Genomic DNA, 17,475 nt, shown 5'->3' with positions numbered 1-17,475 from the left:
GACCTCGGTTTTTTTGGAAACGACGAAAGGAGAGCATGATGACTGACGGCGTTGCGGAACGTTCCCGCCCCCGGGATCGCATCCTGGAAACGGCGCAGGACATGTTCCACAAGCACGGGATCAAGGGCGTCGGCGTCGACGCCATCACGGAGGCTGCCGGCACCAACAAGATGACGCTCTATCGTCACTTCGAATCCAAGGACGATCTGATCATCGAATGCCTGCGCGCCACGGCGGCGAAGGCTTCAAGGATATGGGACGAGTTCGAGGCCGAGCATCCCGGCGACAAGCTCGCGCAGTTGCATGCCTGGGTCCGCAAGGCTTCGGAGCTGCTCAGCGCCGACAGTCGCGGCTGCGACATGGCCAATGCCGCCGTCGAGCTCACCGAGACCGATCACCCGGCACGGCGCGTCATCAAGGAACTGAAGGAAGCCCAGCGCGAAAAGCTGGTTGCGCTCTGCCGCGATGCCGGCATCGGCCAGGCCGAGTTGCTCGCCGATACGCTGTCGCTGTTGCTCGAAGGCGCGCGCGTCTCGATGCAGAGCGTTGGCGCCGAGGGCCCGAGCGCGCAGTTCGTGCGCATGGCCGAGAGCCTGATCGCCTCGTTCCGGGCACGCTGAAGGCGGCTTCCCCTGATGCGGCCGCTTCGCGGCCAGGCTAGCGCCGGCGCTGACCCGTCTCCTCTCTCCCCAGGAGAGTTCGGATTGCTCGAATTGCAAGGCAATTCGACTCGGCAATATCCGGGTGAGGGGCGCTCCGCCTAAGTGCAGGCAAAGAAAAAGCCCGCTGCCGGGAGGAGGAGGCAGCGGGCTTCGATTTCGAATACGGCGCGGGAGGAGGAGCACCGCATTCAGCGCCGGTGTCTGGGAGGAGGAAGACATCCGACGCCGCAATAATTACGATTTGCCCAACCATTCGGCAACTACGAAACGTGCATAGCTGGTGTGCAGATTTGCCGGATCAATCGTCTGACAAATCAGTGAGGCGACGGCATGATGCCATTCGCGCCTACTGCACCGGCACGTTTTCCTTCATGATCAGCCGGGGCTCGATGAATTTCTTGGTCAGGTACGGCGCCGACGAGGCGATCGAGCCGAGCAGGCGGATCACTGCTTGCTCGGCAATCAGCCGGGCGTTCTGGTCGATGACCACGTCGGCGAGATCGTCGACGAGGTAGCGGCGCGTTTCCCTGGTCAGGTCATGGCAGATGAAGACGGGCTTTCTGCGCGGCTTGGCCTCGAGCAACGCCTTGGCCACGCCGGAGCGTCCGGCGCCGACGCAGTAGATGCCGAGCAGTTCCGGTTCGTTGTGCAAGGCCTTCATGGTCGCGCTGTAGCTGGCGTCGGGCTCGTCGTTGATCTCGACGGCGCTGGAGACGGTGAGATTGGGGAACTCTTCTGCGAGCACCGAGCGGAAACCCATTTCGCGCTCCTCGTGGCCGCGGTAGGAGCGCGAGCCAACGACCATCGCGAGGTGCCCGATCCGGCCGCCAAGGAAGCGGCCCATCAGCAGCGCCGCCGTGCGTCCGGCAACCCGGTTGTCGATGCCGACATACGCCGAGCGAGGGGCCGCCGGCACATCGGAAACCAGCGTGACCAGCCGGATGCCGGCCTCGACCAGCTCGCGCAAAATGTTGCGCGTGCGTGGATGGTCGACGGCGATGACGCCGACGCCATTGGCCTTGAGCGAGAGGTTCTCGATCGCGCCTTGCAGCGCGCCCGGCGATATGCCGGCGAGGTTGTGGATGCGGCAGGAGGCGACCAGCGGCAGGCGCGCGGCATAGTCCTCGATATGATGGGCAAGGTCGGCCATGAAGGCGTTGCTCCCGATCGGCAGGAAGAATTCGAGATGCGCCGGCTTCGACGGCAGCACGACTTGATCGAGCGTCGGCAGATAGCCGAGCTGCTTTGCCGCCTCCAAGACGCGCTGCCGGTTGGCCGCGCTTGCGCCCGGCCTGTTGTTGAGCACTCGGTCGACCGTCGCGGTCGACAGGGCGCAGCTTCTGGCGATGTCGGCTACGGTCGCTTTCATGGGTCCGGTCATGGGATAGGATCGAGCCCCAGTTAAAAATCAAGGTCAGGCCAAATCAGCCATGCGGCTGCGGGCCGTCGGAAATCGCATCGCGGATCTCCTTGTCCGACATGCCGGTGATGACGCGTTCGACATCCGCTACTGTGGTCTTCTTCGGATCGATATCATCGGCCACCACCTTGCCGCGGCGCATCACCACGATGCGGTCGACGACCTGGAACACGTGGTGGATGTTGTGGGCGATGAAGATGCAGGAGTGGCCGGAATCGCGGGCGCCGCGCACGAAGCTCAACACCCCTTGCGTCTCGGCGACGCCGAGATTGTTGGTCGGCTCGTCGAGGATGATGAGGTCGCTGTCGAAATGCATGGCGCGCGCGATCGCCACTGCTTGCCGCTCGCCGCCTGATAGCGAGCCGATCGGCGTCGTCGGCGGGATGTTTTTGGAGATGCCGACCTGCTTGAGCAGGTCGCGCGCCACCGTGTTCATCGCCTCCTGGTCCATGCGGTTGAGGAAACGCGGCGGTTTGATCGGCTCGCGCCCCAGGAACAGGTTGCGGGCGATCGACAGCTGCGTGACAAGCGCGGAGTCCTGATAGATCGTCTCGATGCCTTCAGCGATCGCGTCGCTGGTGCTGCGGAAATTCACCTTCTTGCCGCGCACGAAAATGTCGCCGCTGGTCAGCGGCACCGCGCCCGACAGCACCTTGATCAGCGTCGATTTGCCGGCGCCGTTGTCGCCGAGCAGGCCGACGATCTCCTTTTCGTTGACGTGGAAGTTGGCGTCCACCAGCGCCTGTACGCGCCCATAGGACTTGCGGATGTTCGTCATGCGGATCAGAGGCTCGGCCATCGTCTTCAAGTCCCTGCCTGGTGCCGGCGTTCGAGCCATGAGTGCAGCGCCATCATCCCGAGGATGATCGCGCCAATGAAGATGTTGTAGGCAAGTCCCGGAACGCCGATCAGCACGATGCCGTTGCGCATGACGCGCAGGATCAGGATGCCGAGCACCGTGCCGATAATGGTGCCGCGGCCGCCGGTCAGCGCCGTGCCGCCGATGACCACCATGGCGATGACCTCGAGCTCGTAGCCGGTGCCGCTGTTCGGATTGGCGGCCGAGGTGCGCAGCGACGAGATCACGCCGGCGAGCGAGGCCATCACCGCCGACAGGATGAACAGGCCGATCTTGACCCGGCTGACATTGACGCCGCGGGCGCGCGCCGCGTTGGGATTGCCGCCGGCCGCCTGGATCCAGTTGCCGGTGCGGCTTTGCGTCAGCACATAACCGAGCGCGATCGCGGCGCCGATGAACCAGAACAGCGAGGCATAGATGCGGAACGGGCCGACGTAGAAGTCGCCGACCAGGATGTCCGCAAGCCAGCTGCCTTCGGCGCTCCAGGTGCGCTGCGGAAAGCCGTCGGTGACGAAAAGCGCGGTGCCGCGCACGACGAGCAGCATCCCGAGCGTGACCAGGAAGGACGGGATCTTGAGCTGCGTGACGAACCAGCCATTGACAAGCCCGATCAAGGCCGCGACCACCAGCGCGATGGCTAAGCCCATCTCCAGCGAGGTGACCCCGCCGTTGAACAGCGTCCACATCAGCACCGGCGAGAAGCCGAACAACGAGCCGACCGACAGGTCGAATTCGCCCGACGTCATCAGCAAGGTCATCGCCAGCGCGATCAGCCCAAGCTCGACGGTGAAGGCAAGGATGTTCGAGATGTTCTGCGGCGACAGGAAATCCGGATTGATGCCCCAGAAGATGACGAGTTCGACGATCAGCAGCACCAACGGCCCGAATTCCGGCCGCGCGATGAAACTTTGGATGAAGGAACGGTTTTCCATTGGGCCCGCGATGTGAATGATTGGCGAGCCCGCTGCGATCAGTCAGGACTCGACGGTCCAGGAAGCGATCGCGGCCCGAAAGCCGCGACCGTTAATGTCAGCAATTACTTGCCGGACAGGATCTTGTCATAAACGCCGGCAGTATCCTTTTCATAGAGCGCGCCGGTGATGACGTTGAAGCCCGGAGGAATGCCGGCAGACGCCATCGCCGCCATCGAAAGCGCGATGTAGCTGGTCGCCTGCGGGTCCTGCCACTGCGCGGCGTTGACATAGCCGTTCAGCACTTCCTGGGTGGTGTCGAGCGAGTTGCCCCAGCCGACAACGGGGATCTCGCCCGGCTTGACGCCGACTTGGTCGAAGACGCGCTTGACCGAGCCTGTGACGAGGTCGCCGAGGCCGATGATTGCCTTCACCTTGCCCTTGTGGGCGGTGAGATAGTCGACCATGCGGTTGATCACTTCGGCCTGGTCGAGCGTCGCCTCGGTCACCTCATAGGTGATGCCGAGCGGCTCGAACACGCTCTTGATGCCTTCCTCTTCCTGCACGCCATAGGTGGCGCCGGGCACCTCCACCGGCATCCATACGAAGTCGCCCTTCTTCACCAGGCCCTTGTCGACCAGATACTGCGCCCAGTGCTTGCCGAAGGTGACGTTGTCGCCGCCGACATAGGCGTTGAAGTTGGCCTTCGGGTCGGGCGTGTTGAAGTTGATGATCGGAATGTTGGCCGCACGGGCCTCCTTGACGATCTCGACGAGGCTGCCCGGATCGGGGCTGGTGGTGACGATGCCGTCGGCCTTGGCCGAGATGGCGGCGCGAACAGCCTCCTGCTGCGAGGCAACGTCGCCATTGTGGAACGAGGTGTTCACCTTGTTGCCGGTGTCGGTCGCCCATTGCTTGGCACCGGCCAGGAAGTAGGTCCAGACCGGATCGGCCGGCCCGCCATGCGAAATCCAGTAGAAGGTCTTGGCCTCGGCCATCGCCGGAATGGCGATTGCCGCGATCAAGCCAAGCACGAACAGTCTCAGCCTCGAAAGCATCGATTTCCTCCCATGTTGAAAACCACCTCCACATCAGGCGCGATGCGGTCCTCAAGGATCGCATCTTCCTGCCCGCGCCGACCGGACGCCTCTAGAGCATTCCCTTTTTCGGCCGCTGGCAAGCCTCGATCGTCAATGGATGTTGGCACAGCTCCGCACGCCATCAGCAATCCCATCAGATTGCATCAGTTACCGTGATATTTTCCCGGCAAACGCCGCTGCGCTCATCAGCCTCCAGTGATGAGCAAGCGTATGCCGTTGTGATCCGCTGCTAGATCAGACCGGCTCTGGCGAGGTCGCGCATCAGGTGGCTGGCGCCGTAGGTCCAGGGCGGGCAGTCGGGCGACAGGCGCACCCGGTTGGTCAGCGCGCCCAACTTTTCCGACGAGATGGTGACGGTGTCGCCGACCTTGTGGGTGAAGCCCTTGCCCTTTTCGCCGCGATCCTTCGACGGCACGAACATGGTGCCGAGATAGAGCGCCAGCCCGTCCGGGTACTGGTGATGCGGTCCCATCGCGGCTTTGACCAGCTCTTCCGGCGAGCGGCTGATCTCGGCCATCGAGCTTGCGCCCTCCAGCGAAAATCCGTCCTCGCCCTCGACGCTGAGCCGCACCGTGGCGCGCTTCACGTCGGCGATGGAAAAGGTCTCGTCGAAGAGCCGGATGAAAGGTCCAAGCGAGGCGGAAGCATTGTTGTCCTTGGCCTTGCCGAGCAGCAGCGCCGAGCGTCCTTCGACATCGCGCAGATTGACATCGTTGCCGAGCGTGGCGCCGACGATGCGGCCCGAGCTGTCGGCGATCATGGCGATCTCCGGCTCCGGATTGTTCCAGGTGGAGACCGGATGCAGCCCGACATCGGCGCCGAAGCCGACGGAGGCCATCGGCTGGCATTTGGTGAAGATCTCGGCATCGGGGCCGATGCCCACTTCCAGATATTGCGACCAGGCGCCGCGCTGGATCAGCTTGGCCTTGATCTCCATCGCTTCCGGCGAGCCTGGCTTGAGCTTGGAGAGATCATGGCCGATCAGCCCGGCGATGTCGGCGCGGATGGCGTCGGCCTTTTCCGCCGAGCCGCGCGCCTGCTCCTCGATGACGCGCTCGAGCAGGCTGACGACGAAGGTGACGCCGGAAGCCTTCACCGCCTGCAGGTCGACGGGGGAGAGCAGGATCGGCTTCTTGGCATCGCGCGGAGATTCGAGACTGTTGGCTGCGATGTCTTCCAGTGTGCCGATCGCCTTGCCCCGGGCCGAGCGCACGTAGGCGGCCGGGTCCTTCAGCTCGCAGAGGTCGCGCACGGTAGGCGCCGCGCTCGACGTGATGTCGATGACCTCGCCTGCGCGCACGGTGACCACCAGCGGATGGGAGGCTTCGCTGGTCCTGGCGCGGCCGACGAAAAGGCCGTCGCCAGGGAGGCGGGTTAAATCGGTCATGGTCTTCTGTCCTCTCGATTGTCGCGCGGCACTTTCCCCGCATTTAATGCAAACGTCTATCCCATCGATGGCGAGGTTATGAGCCAATGGCATGCTGTCACATAGCCAAGCGCGGACTGGCCCATCGGGTCCCCTTTCAAGTTCATGAAATCAGCAATAGGACTTTCACGAGCCTCCAGCGCCTCAGGTGACCAATTGCCCACCTTTTCCGATCCGGTCTGGCAAAAGCCCCAAACAGCTCCGGCGTTCCAGTCCGAGCTGTCGAGCGATGGCACGCTCGACGCGGTGATCGTCGGCGGCGGCATCATGGGTCTGTCGACCGCATTGCACGCGGCCCGCGCCGGTCTTTCCGTCCAGGTGCTGGATGCCGGCGCGATCGGGCAGGGCGCGTCGGGCTTGAACGGCGGCCAGGTCATTCCCGGCCTCAAATATGATCCCGAATGGCTGATCGAGCACTTTGGCAAGGAGCGCGGCGAGGCCCTGGTCGACTTCGCCGCCTCGACGGCCGACGCGGTGTTCGATGTGATCCGTGACGAGAAGCTTGCGGTGCCGTTCACGCGGAAGGGCTGGATCCAGGCCGCGCACACCGAGACAGCGCTGGAGGCGGCGGCGAACCGGGATCGGCAATGGCGGGCGCGCGGCGCCGACGTCAAGCTGCTCGACCGGGCCGAGATCGCCGCGATGACCGGCGCCAAGGGCTATCTTGGCGGCTGGCTCGACCGCCGCGCCGGCGTCATCGATCCGCTGTCCTACACGCTCGAGCTTGCCCGCGTCGCCTCGGACGTCGGCGTCGGGATCGCCGAACAGCAGCGGGTGGTGAGGCTCACCAAGGAAGCGGGCGTCTGGCGGGTCTCCACGCAAGGCGGCGCCGAACTGCGCGCGAAGGCGGTCGTGCTCGCCACCAACGCCTATACGGACGGCCTGCTCCCCGGGCTTGCCCGGACGATTGTGCCTCTGCATTCCTTCCAGATCGCCACGGCGCCGCTGCCGGCCGAGCTTGCGGCAAGCATCCTGCCCGGCGGCCAAGCCGTTTCCGATTCCCGCCGCATCTTGGTCTATTACCGCAAGGGCCCTGACGGCCGGATGGTGTTGGGTGGACGCGGCCGCATGGCCCTGCCTTCAACCGCGGCCGACTGGGCCCATTGCGAACGCGCGCTGCTGCGCCTCTATCCGGCGCTTGCCGGCATCGCCGTCGAAAAGCGCTGGTTCGGCCGTGTGGCGATGACGCCGGATCATCTCCCGCACCTGCATGAGCCGGAAAAGGGCCTGCTCGCCGTGGTCGGTTGCCAGGGCAGGGGCGTCGGACTGATGAGCGCGCTGGGCAAGCGCATGGCGGGTTACCTCGCGACCGGCGATGTCAGTCGATTGCCTTTCCCGCTGTCGCCGATCCGGCCGATCCCGTTCCACGCCTTCCGCCAGGTCGGCGTTGCCGCCACCATCGCCTGGTATCGGATGCTGGATGCCTTCGAGCGCTGAAGTTGAACGCGGCAGCGCATCACCGATTTAGCTTGACAGTTTCAGGAATATGAAAAATCATTAGCTGATTTCAAAAATCCGATGGGCAGCTAGGAGATGTCCACCATCGTTGCAGCGCGACCATCGCCGGAAACCCGCATCTCGCCGGTTTTCCGCTTTGCCATGCTGTTGCCCGGCGGGGTGGTCACCTTCTTCCTCATCCTCTTTGCCCTCGGCCTTGTGCTCTTCCTTGCCTTCAGGAGCAATGACGGCTCGCTGCTCGGCGCCGGCCTGACGGCGGCAAACTTCGTAACTGTGGCCACCGATCCGCTCTACTGGACGGTGACGCTGCGCTCGCTGGTCATCGCCGGCCTGGTGACGCTCGCCACCGTCGCTACTGCATATCCGGTCGCCTACTACCTCGCCTTCCATGCCGGCCGCCGGCGCAACCTGCTGCTCTTCCTGGTCACGCTGCCGTTCTGGACCAGCTACCTTTTGCGTGTCTTTGCCTGGAAGATCGTGCTTGCCTATAACGGCGTCCTGAACTCGGCTTTCATCGAAAGCGGCCTCTGGTCGGAGCCGATGCTCGCCTTCCTCAACACGCCGGCCGCGGTGGTGGTGACGCTTGCGCACGCCTACGCGCCTTTCGCCATCCTGCCCATCTACGTGGCGCTGGATACCATCCCGAAATCGCTGCTCGAAGCCGCCTCCGATCTCGGCGCGCGCCCGTTCACATCGTTCCGCCGCGTCGTGCTGCCCAATTCGATGCCGGGCGTGCTGGCGGCGGCTCTCGTTGTCTTCGTGCCGACCGTCGGCGACTATGTCACGCCGGCTATGGTCGGCGGCCCGGCCAGCACCATGATCGGCACGCTGATCCAGTCGCAATTCGGCAAGGCCAATGACTGGCCGTTCGGCGCGGCCCTGTCGGTCTGCGTCATGCTGGTCATCCTGTGCGTGGTCCTGGTCGCGCGCGGCGCCGACCGCCGGTTTGGCAGCCGCACATGAGCGCGGCGCGCAAAGAGGCAAATGCGGGCGGTCGCTGGCTCGGCCTCTATGTGCTTGCCTATCTCGTCTTCCTCTATCTGCCTATCCTTTTGATCCCGCTGTTTTCCTTCAACGATTCCATCCAGGCGGCGTTTCCGCTGCAGGGCTTCACGCTCGGTTGGTACGAGACCCTCTACGGCAATCCGGTGCTGTCCGGCGCTTTGGCCAACAGTCTCGTCATCGGTGTCGTTGCTGCCTCGGGGGCAACGCTTTGCGGCATCACCGTTTCCTATATGGACCTTTACGGCCGCTCGCCGCTCGCGGCTACGATCAGTGCCATAGCCCGGCTGCCGATCCTGATCCCCGGCGTCATCGTCGGCATCTCGCTCTTGATCCTGGTCAATCTCATTGGCCTCGGCCCGTCGCGCGTTGCAATCGTGCTCGGCCATATCCTGGTGGCGCTGCCGACGACGGTGGTGGTGATGCGCAGTCGATTCGCCGCGATCCCAAAGACCATTCGCGAGGCGGCGCTCGACCTTGGGGCGTCGGACTGGACAACGTTCCGGCGCGTCATGCTTCCGCTCAGCCTGCCGGCGGTGCTGTCGGCCTTCATGCTCGCCTTCCTGACCTCCTTCGACGAGTTCATCGTCGTCTTCTTCCTCGCCGGCACCGAGCCGACGCTGCCGCTCTACATTTGGAGCCAACTGCGCTTCCCGCGTTCGCTGCCGACGGTGATGGCGCTCGGAACGGTGATCCTGGCCGTGTCCTTCGTCATCGCCACCCTCGCCGAGATCCTGCGCCATCGCGGCCTCGGCGCCGCGCGCCGCAATCTAGCCTGAACCACAACAAAGAAAGAGGAGAACGAAAATGACAGTCCACCTGAAATCGATCACGGGATACAAAGCCCGCGCAGGCCTAGCCGCACTCGCCCTGGCGCTGTCGTCGACCGTCGCTTTGGCTGCCGACAAGCTGCAATATTTCACCTGGTCGGGCTACGAGCTGCCCGACTTCAACAAGAGCTTCCTCGCCGCGCATCCGGACGGCGTCGAGGCGACGATCTTCGGCGATGACGACGATGCCTTCACCAAGGTCAAGGCCGGCTTCCGGCCCGACATCGCCCATCCCTGCTACGACAAGGTGGCGCGCTGGAACAAGGAAGGCCTGCTGCAGCCGATCGACACCAAGCGCATCAAGAACTGGGATTCGATCTTTCCGGTGTTCAAGAACCTGCCCGACCTGCAGGCCGGCGACGGCAAGGTCTGGATGGTGCCGTGGGACTGGGGCAACACCTCGATCCTCTACCGGACCGATCTGGTGAAGAACCCCGAGGCGAGCTGGAACCTTTTGTGGGACAAGCAATATGCCGGCCGCATGGCGACCATCGACGCCGTGCACGACACGCCGATCGTCGCGGCACTTCTGGCTGGCGTGAACCCCTTCGACATGACGCCGGAGCAGATGGAAAAAGTCGCGGCGAAACTGCGCGAGCAGCGGCCACTGCTGTCGAGCTACACCACCGACATGACCTCGGTCGAGCAGGCGCTGGCCAGCGGCCAGTTGGTCGCCGCCATGACCTGGAACGCGTCGGCCACGTCGCTCAAGAAGCAGGGCGTGCCGGTCGAGTTCATGAAGCCGAAGGAAGGCATGCTCACCTGGGCCTGCGGCTTCGTCATGCTGAAGGACGCCAAGAACGTCGATCTCGCCTATGACTTCATCAACAGCCGGCTCGACGCCGATTCGGGCAAGTACCTCATCCAGTCCTACGGCTATGGCAGCTCGCTTTCGACCGCCTTCGCCGGCGTGTCGAAAGACGAGCTGGACAAGCTGCAGCTGCCGGCGGATCCCGACGTGATGCTGAAGAGCACGATCTTCACCGGACCGATGAAGCAGAACGACGACGTCGCCAAGATGTTCGAGAAGGTGAAAGCCGGCGGCTGAGCGCACTTGCCTTCTCCGCCTGTGGGAGAAGGTGGATCGGCGCGCAGCGCCGAGACGGATCAGGGGTGATCCAGGGAACGCCGACGTCTCACTTCGCTGGAGCACCCCTCATCCGTCGCCTTCGGCGACACCTTCTCCCACAAGGGGGGAAGGGGGGGCCTGGCGGCGCTGCGCCGCACCGGTGGAAAGACAACAAGGACTATTTGATGGACATTGTTGACGAAGCAAAACCGAAGGACGATGCCGACGTGCGTGTCGGCCGGCGCGTGCGGGCGCTGAGGCTCGAGCGCAAGCTGTCGCTGGCCGAGCTCGCCGCCAAGGCCGGCATATCGATCGGCGCGCTCAGCCAGATCGAGCGCGGCATGTCCTCCCTGCGCGTCAAGGTGATCTGGCCGCTGGCCGCCGCCCTCGACATCGAGCCCTCGGCCCTGATCGCCGACGGCGATGAAGCGGTCAACGACCTCTATTGCGTGCGCGCCGACAAGCGGCGCGCAATCCCGGTCAAGTCCGAGGGCATCGCCAAGGCGCTGCTCTCGCCGCCCGCCGCCACACTCACCGGAATGCTGGTGACGGTCGAGGCCGGCGGCGGCACCGCCGAAGCTTATGCCCATGCCGGCCACGAATTCGGCTTCGTGATGACGGGCGAGGTCGAGCTGGTGGTTGACGCCACGGCCTATGTGCTGAAGGCCGGCGACAGCTTTGGCTTCAAGAGCACGCTGCTGCATGCCTTCCGCAATCCGGGCGCCGAGCGCTGCCAGATCCTGTGGGTCAACACGACAAAACCCTCCGAGGTGCGCGATGGCGCCTGACGCGCTCGTTCGTCTAGAGAACGTCTCGAAGGTCTTCCCGGGCGGCGTGGTCGGGCTCGATGCGGTCGATCTCGACATTGCGGCGGGCGAGTTCCTGACCCTGCTCGGCCCCTCAGGCTGCGGCAAGACGACGAGCCTGCGCGTCATCGCCGGCTTCGAGAGCCCGACCAGCGGCAACGTGCTGCTCGAAGGCGGTGACATCACCGGTCTGAGGCCCTTCGACCGTCCGGTCAACACCGTCTTTCAGGACTATGCGCTGTTCCCGCATATGGACGTCGCGGCGAATGTCGGCTTCGGCCTCTCGCTGCGCAAACTGTCCGGCACCGAGCAGGCCAAGCGCGTCGGTCAGGCGCTTGACATGGTCGGCCTAGCCGACAAGCTGCGCGCCCGCATCTCCGAACTGTCGGGCGGTCAGCGCCAGCGCGTCGCGCTTGCCCGCGCCATCGTCTGCGAGCCGCGTGTGCTCTTGCTCGACGAGCCGCTGTCGGCGCTCGACGCGCATCTGCGTGAGCAGATGCAGGTCGAGCTCAAGCGACTGCAGTCCCGGCTCGGCACCACCTTCGTCATGGTCACGCACGACCAGACCGAGGCGCTGTCGATTTCCGACCGCATCGTCGTCATGAACAAAGGCCGCATCGAGCAGATCGCGCCGCCCGCGACGCTTTACGACCGTCCGGCGACGCGGTTCGTCGCCTCCTTCATCGGCACCATGAATCTTCTGCAGTCACGCTTTGTCGGGCGCGACGGCGAGCGGCTGCGCTTTACCGCCGGCGAGCTGCCGCTGGTGGCCATACCGGAGACCGGCGAGATACCGGCTGTTGGCGACGCACGCACCATCGGCGTTCGTCCGGAGGATCTTGTGGCGGCCACCGAGGCCGCCGAAGGCACCGCGCCGGCGCGGGTGAGTGGCATCGTCTTCCACGGTCGCACGTTGCGCCTTCACGCCGAACTGGGGCAGGGGACTGCAATTGTCATCGATGCTCCACGCCGCGCCGACGGTTTTCGATTCAGCATCGGCGACGTAGCGCACGTCAGCCTGCGGCGTGGCGCCAACTGCCCTGTGCTCTCGAACTGATCGCCGGCCTCACGAAGCCTTGGCGAAAAAGCCCTGATAATCGGACTTGGCCTGCAGCAGGCGCAGGATGTTCTCGCGCGAGCCGCGCACATGCGCGCGAGCGCGCTCGCCGGCCAAAGCGACATCACCGGCGCAGATCGCGTCGACGATGCCCGTATGCTCCTCGCGGGTGAGCTTCCACTCGTCCAGCCACAGAAGCTCGGTCCACACATATTGCTGGCATTTGTCGAGGATGCCGCAAAGCATGCCGTGCAGCATCTCGTTGCCGCTGATCTCGGCGATCACCCGGTGCAGATCGATGCCGACCTGCAGCTCCTCAAATTTCTCTCGTGTGCTGCGGTCGGGGATTGCCGCCAGCCGTTCGCATTCGGCGAGCATGTCGCGCAGCCGCGCCTTGTCGGCGGCGGTCGCGTTCGCCGCTGCCAGCTCGGTCGCGCGCCCGTCGAGCAGCTCGCGAATGTCGAAGGCCTCGCGGAACATGGTCAGGTTGAACTCGGCAACGATATAGCCCTGGCGCGGACGTCCGATCACCAGGCCGTCGCGCTCGAGACGGTTGAAGGCTTCGCGCACCGGCGTGCGGCTCACCTTCAGGCGCTCGGCGATCTCGTTCTCGGTCACGCGGCCGCCTGGCGGGATCTGGCCGGTGAGGATCAACGCCTTCAGCTTCTCGAACACCGAATCGCGCAGCGTGTTCTTTCTCTCCTTGCTCAAGCGTCCCGCCTCCAACGGTCAGTCACGGATTCGCAGTCTAGTGCCTTTTGGCTCCTGCTTGAAACAGGGCCGTGTCAAACGCTCCCGACCCGAAGCCTCAACTCATCGCCGCCCAAAATACGCTCGGCACATGTTGACATCGGCTTCCGGAGAATTACACTCAAAATTGTATACAAATTCGCATACCAAATCAACGATAATGGGAACACCGGTTGGAGAAGCGAAAATGACGAAGAGACTTTGCATTCACGGTCTGGCCGTAGCCGGCCTGCTGGCCTCGGCCGCCGTTCCGGCCTCGGCCGCCGACACCATCACCGTCGCCTCATGGGGCGGCACCTATCAGGAGGCACAGACCAAGGCCTTCTTCGATCCGACGGCCAAGGAGCTCGGCATCACCATCAAGCAGGACACCACCAACGGCCTCGACGACGTGCGCCTGCAGGTCACCGGCAATGCGGTGAAATGGGACATCACCGAGCTTGGCGCCGACGAATGCGCGCGCGGTTCCAAGGAGGGCCTGTTCGAAAAGCTCGACTACAACGTCATCGACAAGAGCGGCATCAACCCGAAGCTCGTCCATGACGACTGGGTTGGCATCTCTTATACGTCCGTCGTGCTGATCTACCGAACCGATGTTTTCGGCGACAAGGGACCGAAGACCTGGGCCGATTTCTGGGACGTGGAAAAATTCCCGGGCCGGCGGGCGCTCTCCGGCAGCCAGGCGACGGAGACACTGAGCGTCGCGGCGCTCGCCAAAGGCACTCCGATCGACAAGGTCTATCCGGTCGACATCGACGGCGCGCTGCAATCCGTCGACAAGGTCAAGGGTCACATCGACGCTTGGTGGACCTCGGGCGCGCAGGCCATGCAACTCGTCAAGGACGGTGAGGTCGATATGGCGAGCATCTGGAACGGCCGCGCCGGCACCCTGAGGAAGGAAGGCGCACCTGTCAGCTTCTCCTTCGACCAGGGTGTGCTTACCGCCGACTGCATGGTCATCCCGAAGGGCTCGAAGAACAAGGACCTCGCGATGAAAGCGCTGGCCAAGTTCGTCAGCCCCGACCTCCAGGCCAATCTGCCGCTCTATGTCGACAACGGCCCGGCCAACGAGAAGGCCTTCGAGACCGGCAAGATCCCGCAGGAGCGCATCAAGGACATCAACTCCGCGCCCGACAACGTCAAGAAGCAGGTGCTTCAGGATCCCGAGTTCTGGCGCGACAACCTCGTCGAGGCGACGGAGAAGTTCAACAACCTGATCCAGCAATAACGACTGCGCGGCGGAGCGGCGCGACGAGGCGCTGCTCCGCCGCGCTATCAATGATCCGGAGTTGAAGGAGATGCTCTTGTCTCTTGCGCCGACAGCGCTTCCCATCGGCATCCACGGTATCGAGAAGCGCTTCGGCGCGCTCTCCATCCTGAGCGATCTCAGCCTCGATATCGCGGCCGGTGAATTCCTGACGCTGCTCGGTCCGTCGGGGTCGGGAAAGACCACGCTGCTGATGATCCTGGCCGGCTTTGTGCGGGCCAATGCCGGCTCGATCAAGGTCGGCGGCGAGGAGATCATCACCATGCCGCCACACAAGCGCAACATCGGCATGGTGTTCCAGAACTATGCGCTGTTCCCGCATATGAACGTCTTCCACAACATCGCCTTTCCGCTGAAGCAGCGGCGCGTATCGGCGGCGGAAACGGCCGAGCGTGTCGAGCGGGCGCTGGACCTGGTGCAGCTGAAAGGTCTCGGCGAGCGCCGCGTCGACCAGCTTTCGGGCGGCCAGCGCCAGCGCGTGGCTTTGGCCCGCGCCATCGTCTTCGAGCCGCGCATCGTGCTGATGGACGAGCCGCTGTCGGCGCTCGACAAAGGCTTACGCGAGCACATGCAGATCGAATTGCGCAACCTGCATCGGCGGCTCGGCATGACGACGGTCTACGTCACGCATGACCAGCGCGAGGCGATCACCATGTCCGATCGCATCGCGGTCATGAATGCCGGACGCATCGAGCAGATCGACCAGCCCGAGGTGCTCTACGCCCGGCCTAAGACGAAGTTCGTCGCCGGCTTCATCGGCGAATCCAATTTCATCCCGGTCGAATGCCGCAACGGCAGCGTCTGGTATGAGGATCGGAAGCTGCGCATGAATGACCCGGCGCCGTCCGCCGGTCGGCACTTGATGGTGGTGCGGCCGGAGAAATTGCGGCTGCTCGCCGACGCGGATCAGGCACGTCCCGTCAACGCGCTGCCGGCAACGGTCGGCGATGTCATCTATCAGGGCGACAGCTTCATCTGCTATGCGACGCTTCGCGACGGCCGCCAGGTGACGCTGCGCGACTATTGTCGCAGCGACGTGCTGGCGAAGCTGCCGGCGCCGGGCGAGCCGATCGCGCTCGGCATCGATGCCCAGGACGTCGTGCTGGTGTCGGATCAATGAGCGTCGGGTCCGCCAGTCTTGGTCACGCCGTCGGGCAGGGCGGGGAACTCAACGCCTGGGCATTGCGCTCGGATGCCAGGCGCCAGGCGCTGGGGCTTCTGGCGCTGCTGTCGCCCGGGCTGTTCCTGGTATTCGCCGTCATCATCGTACCGATCGGCTGGCTGTTCTGGTTGTCCTTGTTCGACGAGAGCGGCCAGCTCAGCCTCGCCAATTACGCGCGCTTCTTCGAGCAGGCGTCCTACATCAAGACTTTCGCGACCACCTTCAAGGTTGCCTTTGTTGTCACCGGCGCCTGCGTGCTGTTCGGCTACCCGCTGGCCTATATGCTGTCGCAACTGCCGCGCCGCGCCGCCTCGATCTGCCTGATCTTCGTCATCCTGCCGTTCTGGACCTCGGTGCTGGTGCGCACCTATGCCTGGCTGGTCATCCTGCAGCGCAAGGGGCTGATCAACAATTGGCTGATCGATCTCGGCGTGATCGCCCAGCCGCTGCCGCTCGCCAACAATTTTGCCGGCGTCGTCATCGGCATGACCCACATCATGCTGCCCTTCCTGGTGCTACCGCTCTATGCTTCGATGAAGACCATCGATGTCGACTGCCTGCGCGCCGGCATGAATCTCGGCGCCAGCCCCGCCGCCACCTTCCGGCAGATCTTTTTCCCGCTGTCGCTGCCGGGCCTCGCCTCCGGCGTGGTCATCGTCTTCGTGCTTTGCCTCGGCTTTTTCGTCACGCCGGCGCTGATGGGCGGCGGCAAGGTCATCATGTGGGCGATGCGCATGGAGCAGGCGACCAGCCTCTACTCGAACTGGGGCGCGGGAGCTGCGCTCGGCGTCGTGCTGCTTGCCGTCACGCTGGCGCTGCTCGGCTTCTTCCAGTGGCTGCTCGGCGCGCGCGCCACCGGCGTTTGGAGCCAGCGATGAGCGCCGAAAGCAGCCTGCCTATAACGCATTGGCAACGCCTCTGGCTCTATCTGCTGGGCGGCCTCGTCATGCTGTTTTTGATCGCGCCCTCGGTGATTATTGTCATCATGTCCTTCTCCGGCTCGACGCTGCTGCAGTTCCCGCCCGAGCAATGGTCGCTGCGCTGGTATGAGAGCTATTTCGGTTCCGTCGAATGGCGCGACGCCACCATCGTCTCGGTGAAGGTGGCGGTGATGACCGCGATCGTGGCGACGCCGCTCGGCACCGCAGCTGCCTATGCCATCAACGCCGGCACGCTCAGGCTGACCGGCGCCATCAATGCGCTGCTCACGGCGTCGCTGATCATTCCGGTCATCCTGATCGGCATCGGCACTTTCTTTCTCTATGCCCGCATTGGCCTCAACAACACGCTGACCGGCCTCGTCATCGCCCACACCGTCCAGGCGTTGCCGCTGGTCGTGCTCACCGTCCTGTCGGGGCTGCGCTCTTACGACATGAACCAGGAGACGGTGGCGCGCAGCCTTGGCGCCGGCCGCTTCGCGGCCTTTTTCCAGGTGACCATGCCGCAGTTGCGCTTCTCAATCGTCTCGGGCGCGCTCTTTGCCTTCATCACCTCCTTCGATGAGGTGGTGGTGTCGCTCTTCATCTCGGGCGGTGAGACCACGACGCTGACGCGCCGCATGTTCAATGCATTGCGCGACCAGATCGATCCGACGATTGCCGCCATTTCGACTTGCCTGATCGTGCTATCGATCGTCTTGTTGTCCGCCGCCCAGCTTTTCGGCCGCGGACGTTGAGAATACAGGGATACCTCGAAC

At 64.2% G+C, this 17,475-nt stretch carries 17 protein-coding genes; 11 read left to right on the top strand and 6 right to left on the bottom strand.

Annotated features, from left to right (window positions below; translation table 11 throughout):
• Positions 1 to 38: 38 nt before the first annotated feature.
• Positions 39 to 620 (top strand): TetR/AcrR family transcriptional regulator, encoded by a 582-nt coding sequence (locus P9254_RS23320; protein WP_066989382.1) that lies wholly within the window; start codon positions 39 to 41, stop codon positions 618 to 620.
• 388 nt (positions 621 to 1,008) lie between these two features.
• On the opposite strand, the gene P9254_RS23315 is transcribed toward P9254_RS23320, so the two are convergent.
• The 5 genes from P9254_RS23315 to P9254_RS23295 form a co-directional block, all read right to left on the bottom strand.
• On the bottom strand, positions 1,009 to 2,031 hold the full coding sequence (locus P9254_RS23315; protein ID WP_127324339.1) for a LacI family DNA-binding transcriptional regulator: 1,023 nt from the start codon (positions 2,029 to 2,031) through the stop codon (positions 1,009 to 1,011).
• A gap of 55 nt (positions 2,032 to 2,086) precedes the next feature.
• Positions 2,087 to 2,881 (bottom strand): ATP-binding cassette domain-containing protein, encoded by a 795-nt coding sequence (locus tag P9254_RS23310; protein ID WP_127246460.1) that lies wholly within the window; start codon positions 2,879 to 2,881, stop codon positions 2,087 to 2,089.
• A 5-nt stretch (positions 2,882 to 2,886) separates the two neighbouring features.
• A complete protein-coding gene (locus P9254_RS23305) occupies positions 2,887 to 3,873 on the bottom strand; it encodes an ABC transporter permease (protein WP_066988902.1) in 987 nt (328 codons plus the stop codon).
• 104 nt (positions 3,874 to 3,977) lie between these two features.
• The gene (locus P9254_RS23300; protein ID WP_066988900.1) at positions 3,978 to 4,910 is read right to left on the bottom strand and encodes a substrate-binding domain-containing protein; all 933 of its coding nucleotides are present in this window, start codon (positions 4,908 to 4,910) and stop codon (positions 3,978 to 3,980) included.
• A 271-nt stretch (positions 4,911 to 5,181) separates the two neighbouring features.
• Complete coding sequence (locus P9254_RS23295) at positions 5,182 to 6,339, bottom strand: fumarylacetoacetate hydrolase family protein (protein ID WP_278057172.1); 1,158 nt, start codon at positions 6,337 to 6,339, stop codon at positions 5,182 to 5,184.
• Between the two features lie 144 nt (positions 6,340 to 6,483).
• Here P9254_RS23295 and P9254_RS23290 point away from each other — a divergent pair, with 144 nt between their 5' ends.
• From P9254_RS23290 to P9254_RS23265, 6 genes are all read left to right on the top strand, one after another.
• Complete coding sequence (locus tag P9254_RS23290; RefSeq protein WP_442920340.1) at positions 6,484 to 7,815, top strand: NAD(P)/FAD-dependent oxidoreductase; 1,332 nt, start codon at positions 6,484 to 6,486, stop codon at positions 7,813 to 7,815.
• 96 nt (positions 7,816 to 7,911) lie between these two features.
• A complete protein-coding gene (locus P9254_RS23285; protein WP_278057170.1) occupies positions 7,912 to 8,799 on the top strand; it encodes an ABC transporter permease in 888 nt (295 codons plus the stop codon).
• Positions 8,796 to 9,617 (top strand): ABC transporter permease, encoded by an 822-nt coding sequence (locus tag P9254_RS23280; RefSeq protein WP_278057169.1) that lies wholly within the window; start codon positions 8,796 to 8,798, stop codon positions 9,615 to 9,617. The genes P9254_RS23285 and P9254_RS23280 overlap by 4 nt, the downstream gene beginning before the upstream one ends.
• Positions 9,618 to 9,645: 28 nt before the next feature.
• Positions 9,646 to 10,716, top strand: coding sequence for an ABC transporter substrate-binding protein (locus P9254_RS23275; protein ID WP_278057168.1), 1,071 nt, complete (start codon positions 9,646 to 9,648; stop codon positions 10,714 to 10,716).
• A gap of 206 nt (positions 10,717 to 10,922) precedes the next feature.
• Positions 10,923 to 11,525: a cupin domain-containing protein gene (locus tag P9254_RS23270; protein ID WP_066988889.1), complete on the top strand. Its 603-nt coding sequence runs from the start codon at positions 10,923 to 10,925 to the stop codon at positions 11,523 to 11,525.
• Entirely contained in the window at positions 11,515 to 12,600 is a 1,086-nt protein-coding gene (locus P9254_RS23265; RefSeq protein WP_067327789.1) for an ABC transporter ATP-binding protein, read from the top strand. The genes P9254_RS23270 and P9254_RS23265 overlap by 11 nt, the downstream gene beginning before the upstream one ends.
• A 9-nt stretch (positions 12,601 to 12,609) precedes the next feature.
• Here P9254_RS23265 and P9254_RS23260 read toward each other — a convergent pair whose 3' ends face one another.
• The gene (locus P9254_RS23260) at positions 12,610 to 13,311 is read right to left on the bottom strand and encodes a GntR family transcriptional regulator (protein WP_278057167.1); all 702 of its coding nucleotides are present in this window, start codon (positions 13,309 to 13,311) and stop codon (positions 12,610 to 12,612) included.
• Between the two features lie 226 nt (positions 13,312 to 13,537).
• On the opposite strand from P9254_RS23260, the gene P9254_RS23255 reads away from it, so the two are divergent.
• The 4 genes from P9254_RS23255 (at position 13,538) to P9254_RS23240 (ending at position 17,454) form a co-directional block, all read left to right on the top strand.
• Complete coding sequence (locus tag P9254_RS23255) at positions 13,538 to 14,578, top strand: ABC transporter substrate-binding protein (RefSeq protein ID WP_067327790.1); 1,041 nt, start codon at positions 13,538 to 13,540, stop codon at positions 14,576 to 14,578.
• Between the two features lie 76 nt (positions 14,579 to 14,654).
• The gene (locus tag P9254_RS23250; protein WP_278057228.1) at positions 14,655 to 15,737 is read left to right on the top strand and encodes an ABC transporter ATP-binding protein; all 1,083 of its coding nucleotides are present in this window, start codon (positions 14,655 to 14,657) and stop codon (positions 15,735 to 15,737) included.
• Complete coding sequence (locus P9254_RS23245; RefSeq protein WP_278057166.1) at positions 15,734 to 16,657, top strand: ABC transporter permease; 924 nt, start codon at positions 15,734 to 15,736, stop codon at positions 16,655 to 16,657. Before P9254_RS23250 ends, P9254_RS23245 begins: the two co-directional genes overlap by 4 nt.
• Entirely contained in the window at positions 16,654 to 17,454 is an 801-nt protein-coding gene (locus P9254_RS23240; RefSeq protein WP_278057165.1) for an ABC transporter permease, read from the top strand. The genes P9254_RS23245 and P9254_RS23240 overlap by 4 nt, the downstream gene beginning before the upstream one ends.
• Positions 17,455 to 17,475 lie beyond the last annotated feature (21 nt).

Source organism: Mesorhizobium sp. WSM4983 (assembly GCF_029625765.1).
Lineage (GTDB): Bacteria > Pseudomonadota > Alphaproteobacteria > Rhizobiales > Rhizobiaceae > Mesorhizobium.
Note: the sequence above shows the minus strand (reverse complement) of the source record. Positions and strands in the feature narration are given on the sequence as shown.

What these genes read in the sequence shown, in the direction of transcription:
- P9254_RS23320 (WP_066989382.1), top strand. Translation starts at nt 39, where the DNA reads ATGACTGACGGCGTTGCGGAACGTTCCCGCCCCCGGGATCGCATCCTG.
- P9254_RS23315 (WP_127324339.1), bottom strand. Translation starts at nt 2,031, where the DNA reads ATGAAAGCGACCGTAGCCGACATCGCCAGAAGCTGCGCCCTGTCGACC.
- P9254_RS23310 (WP_127246460.1), bottom strand. Translation starts at nt 2,881, where the DNA reads ATGGCCGAGCCTCTGATCCGCATGACGAACATCCGCAAGTCCTATGGG.
- P9254_RS23305 (WP_066988902.1), bottom strand. Translation starts at nt 3,873, where the DNA reads ATGGAAAACCGTTCCTTCATCCAAAGTTTCATCGCGCGGCCGGAATTC.
- P9254_RS23300 (WP_066988900.1), bottom strand. Translation starts at nt 4,910, where the DNA reads ATGCTTTCGAGGCTGAGACTGTTCGTGCTTGGCTTGATCGCGGCAATC.
- P9254_RS23295 (WP_278057172.1), bottom strand. Translation starts at nt 6,339, where the DNA reads ATGACCGATTTAACCCGCCTCCCTGGCGACGGCCTTTTCGTCGGCCGC.
- P9254_RS23290 (WP_442920340.1), top strand. Translation starts at nt 6,484, where the DNA reads ATGAAATCAGCAATAGGACTTTCACGAGCCTCCAGCGCCTCAGGTGAC.
- P9254_RS23285 (WP_278057170.1), top strand. Translation starts at nt 7,912, where the DNA reads ATGTCCACCATCGTTGCAGCGCGACCATCGCCGGAAACCCGCATCTCG.
- P9254_RS23280 (WP_278057169.1), top strand. Translation starts at nt 8,796, where the DNA reads ATGAGCGCGGCGCGCAAAGAGGCAAATGCGGGCGGTCGCTGGCTCGGC.
- P9254_RS23275 (WP_278057168.1), top strand. Translation starts at nt 9,646, where the DNA reads ATGACAGTCCACCTGAAATCGATCACGGGATACAAAGCCCGCGCAGGC.
- P9254_RS23270 (WP_066988889.1), top strand. Translation starts at nt 10,923, where the DNA reads ATGGACATTGTTGACGAAGCAAAACCGAAGGACGATGCCGACGTGCGT.
- P9254_RS23265 (WP_067327789.1), top strand. Translation starts at nt 11,515, where the DNA reads ATGGCGCCTGACGCGCTCGTTCGTCTAGAGAACGTCTCGAAGGTCTTC.
- P9254_RS23255 (WP_067327790.1), top strand. Translation starts at nt 13,538, where the DNA reads ATGACGAAGAGACTTTGCATTCACGGTCTGGCCGTAGCCGGCCTGCTG.
- P9254_RS23245 (WP_278057166.1), top strand. Translation starts at nt 15,734, where the DNA reads ATGAGCGTCGGGTCCGCCAGTCTTGGTCACGCCGTCGGGCAGGGCGGG.
- P9254_RS23240 (WP_278057165.1), top strand. Translation starts at nt 16,654, where the DNA reads ATGAGCGCCGAAAGCAGCCTGCCTATAACGCATTGGCAACGCCTCTGG.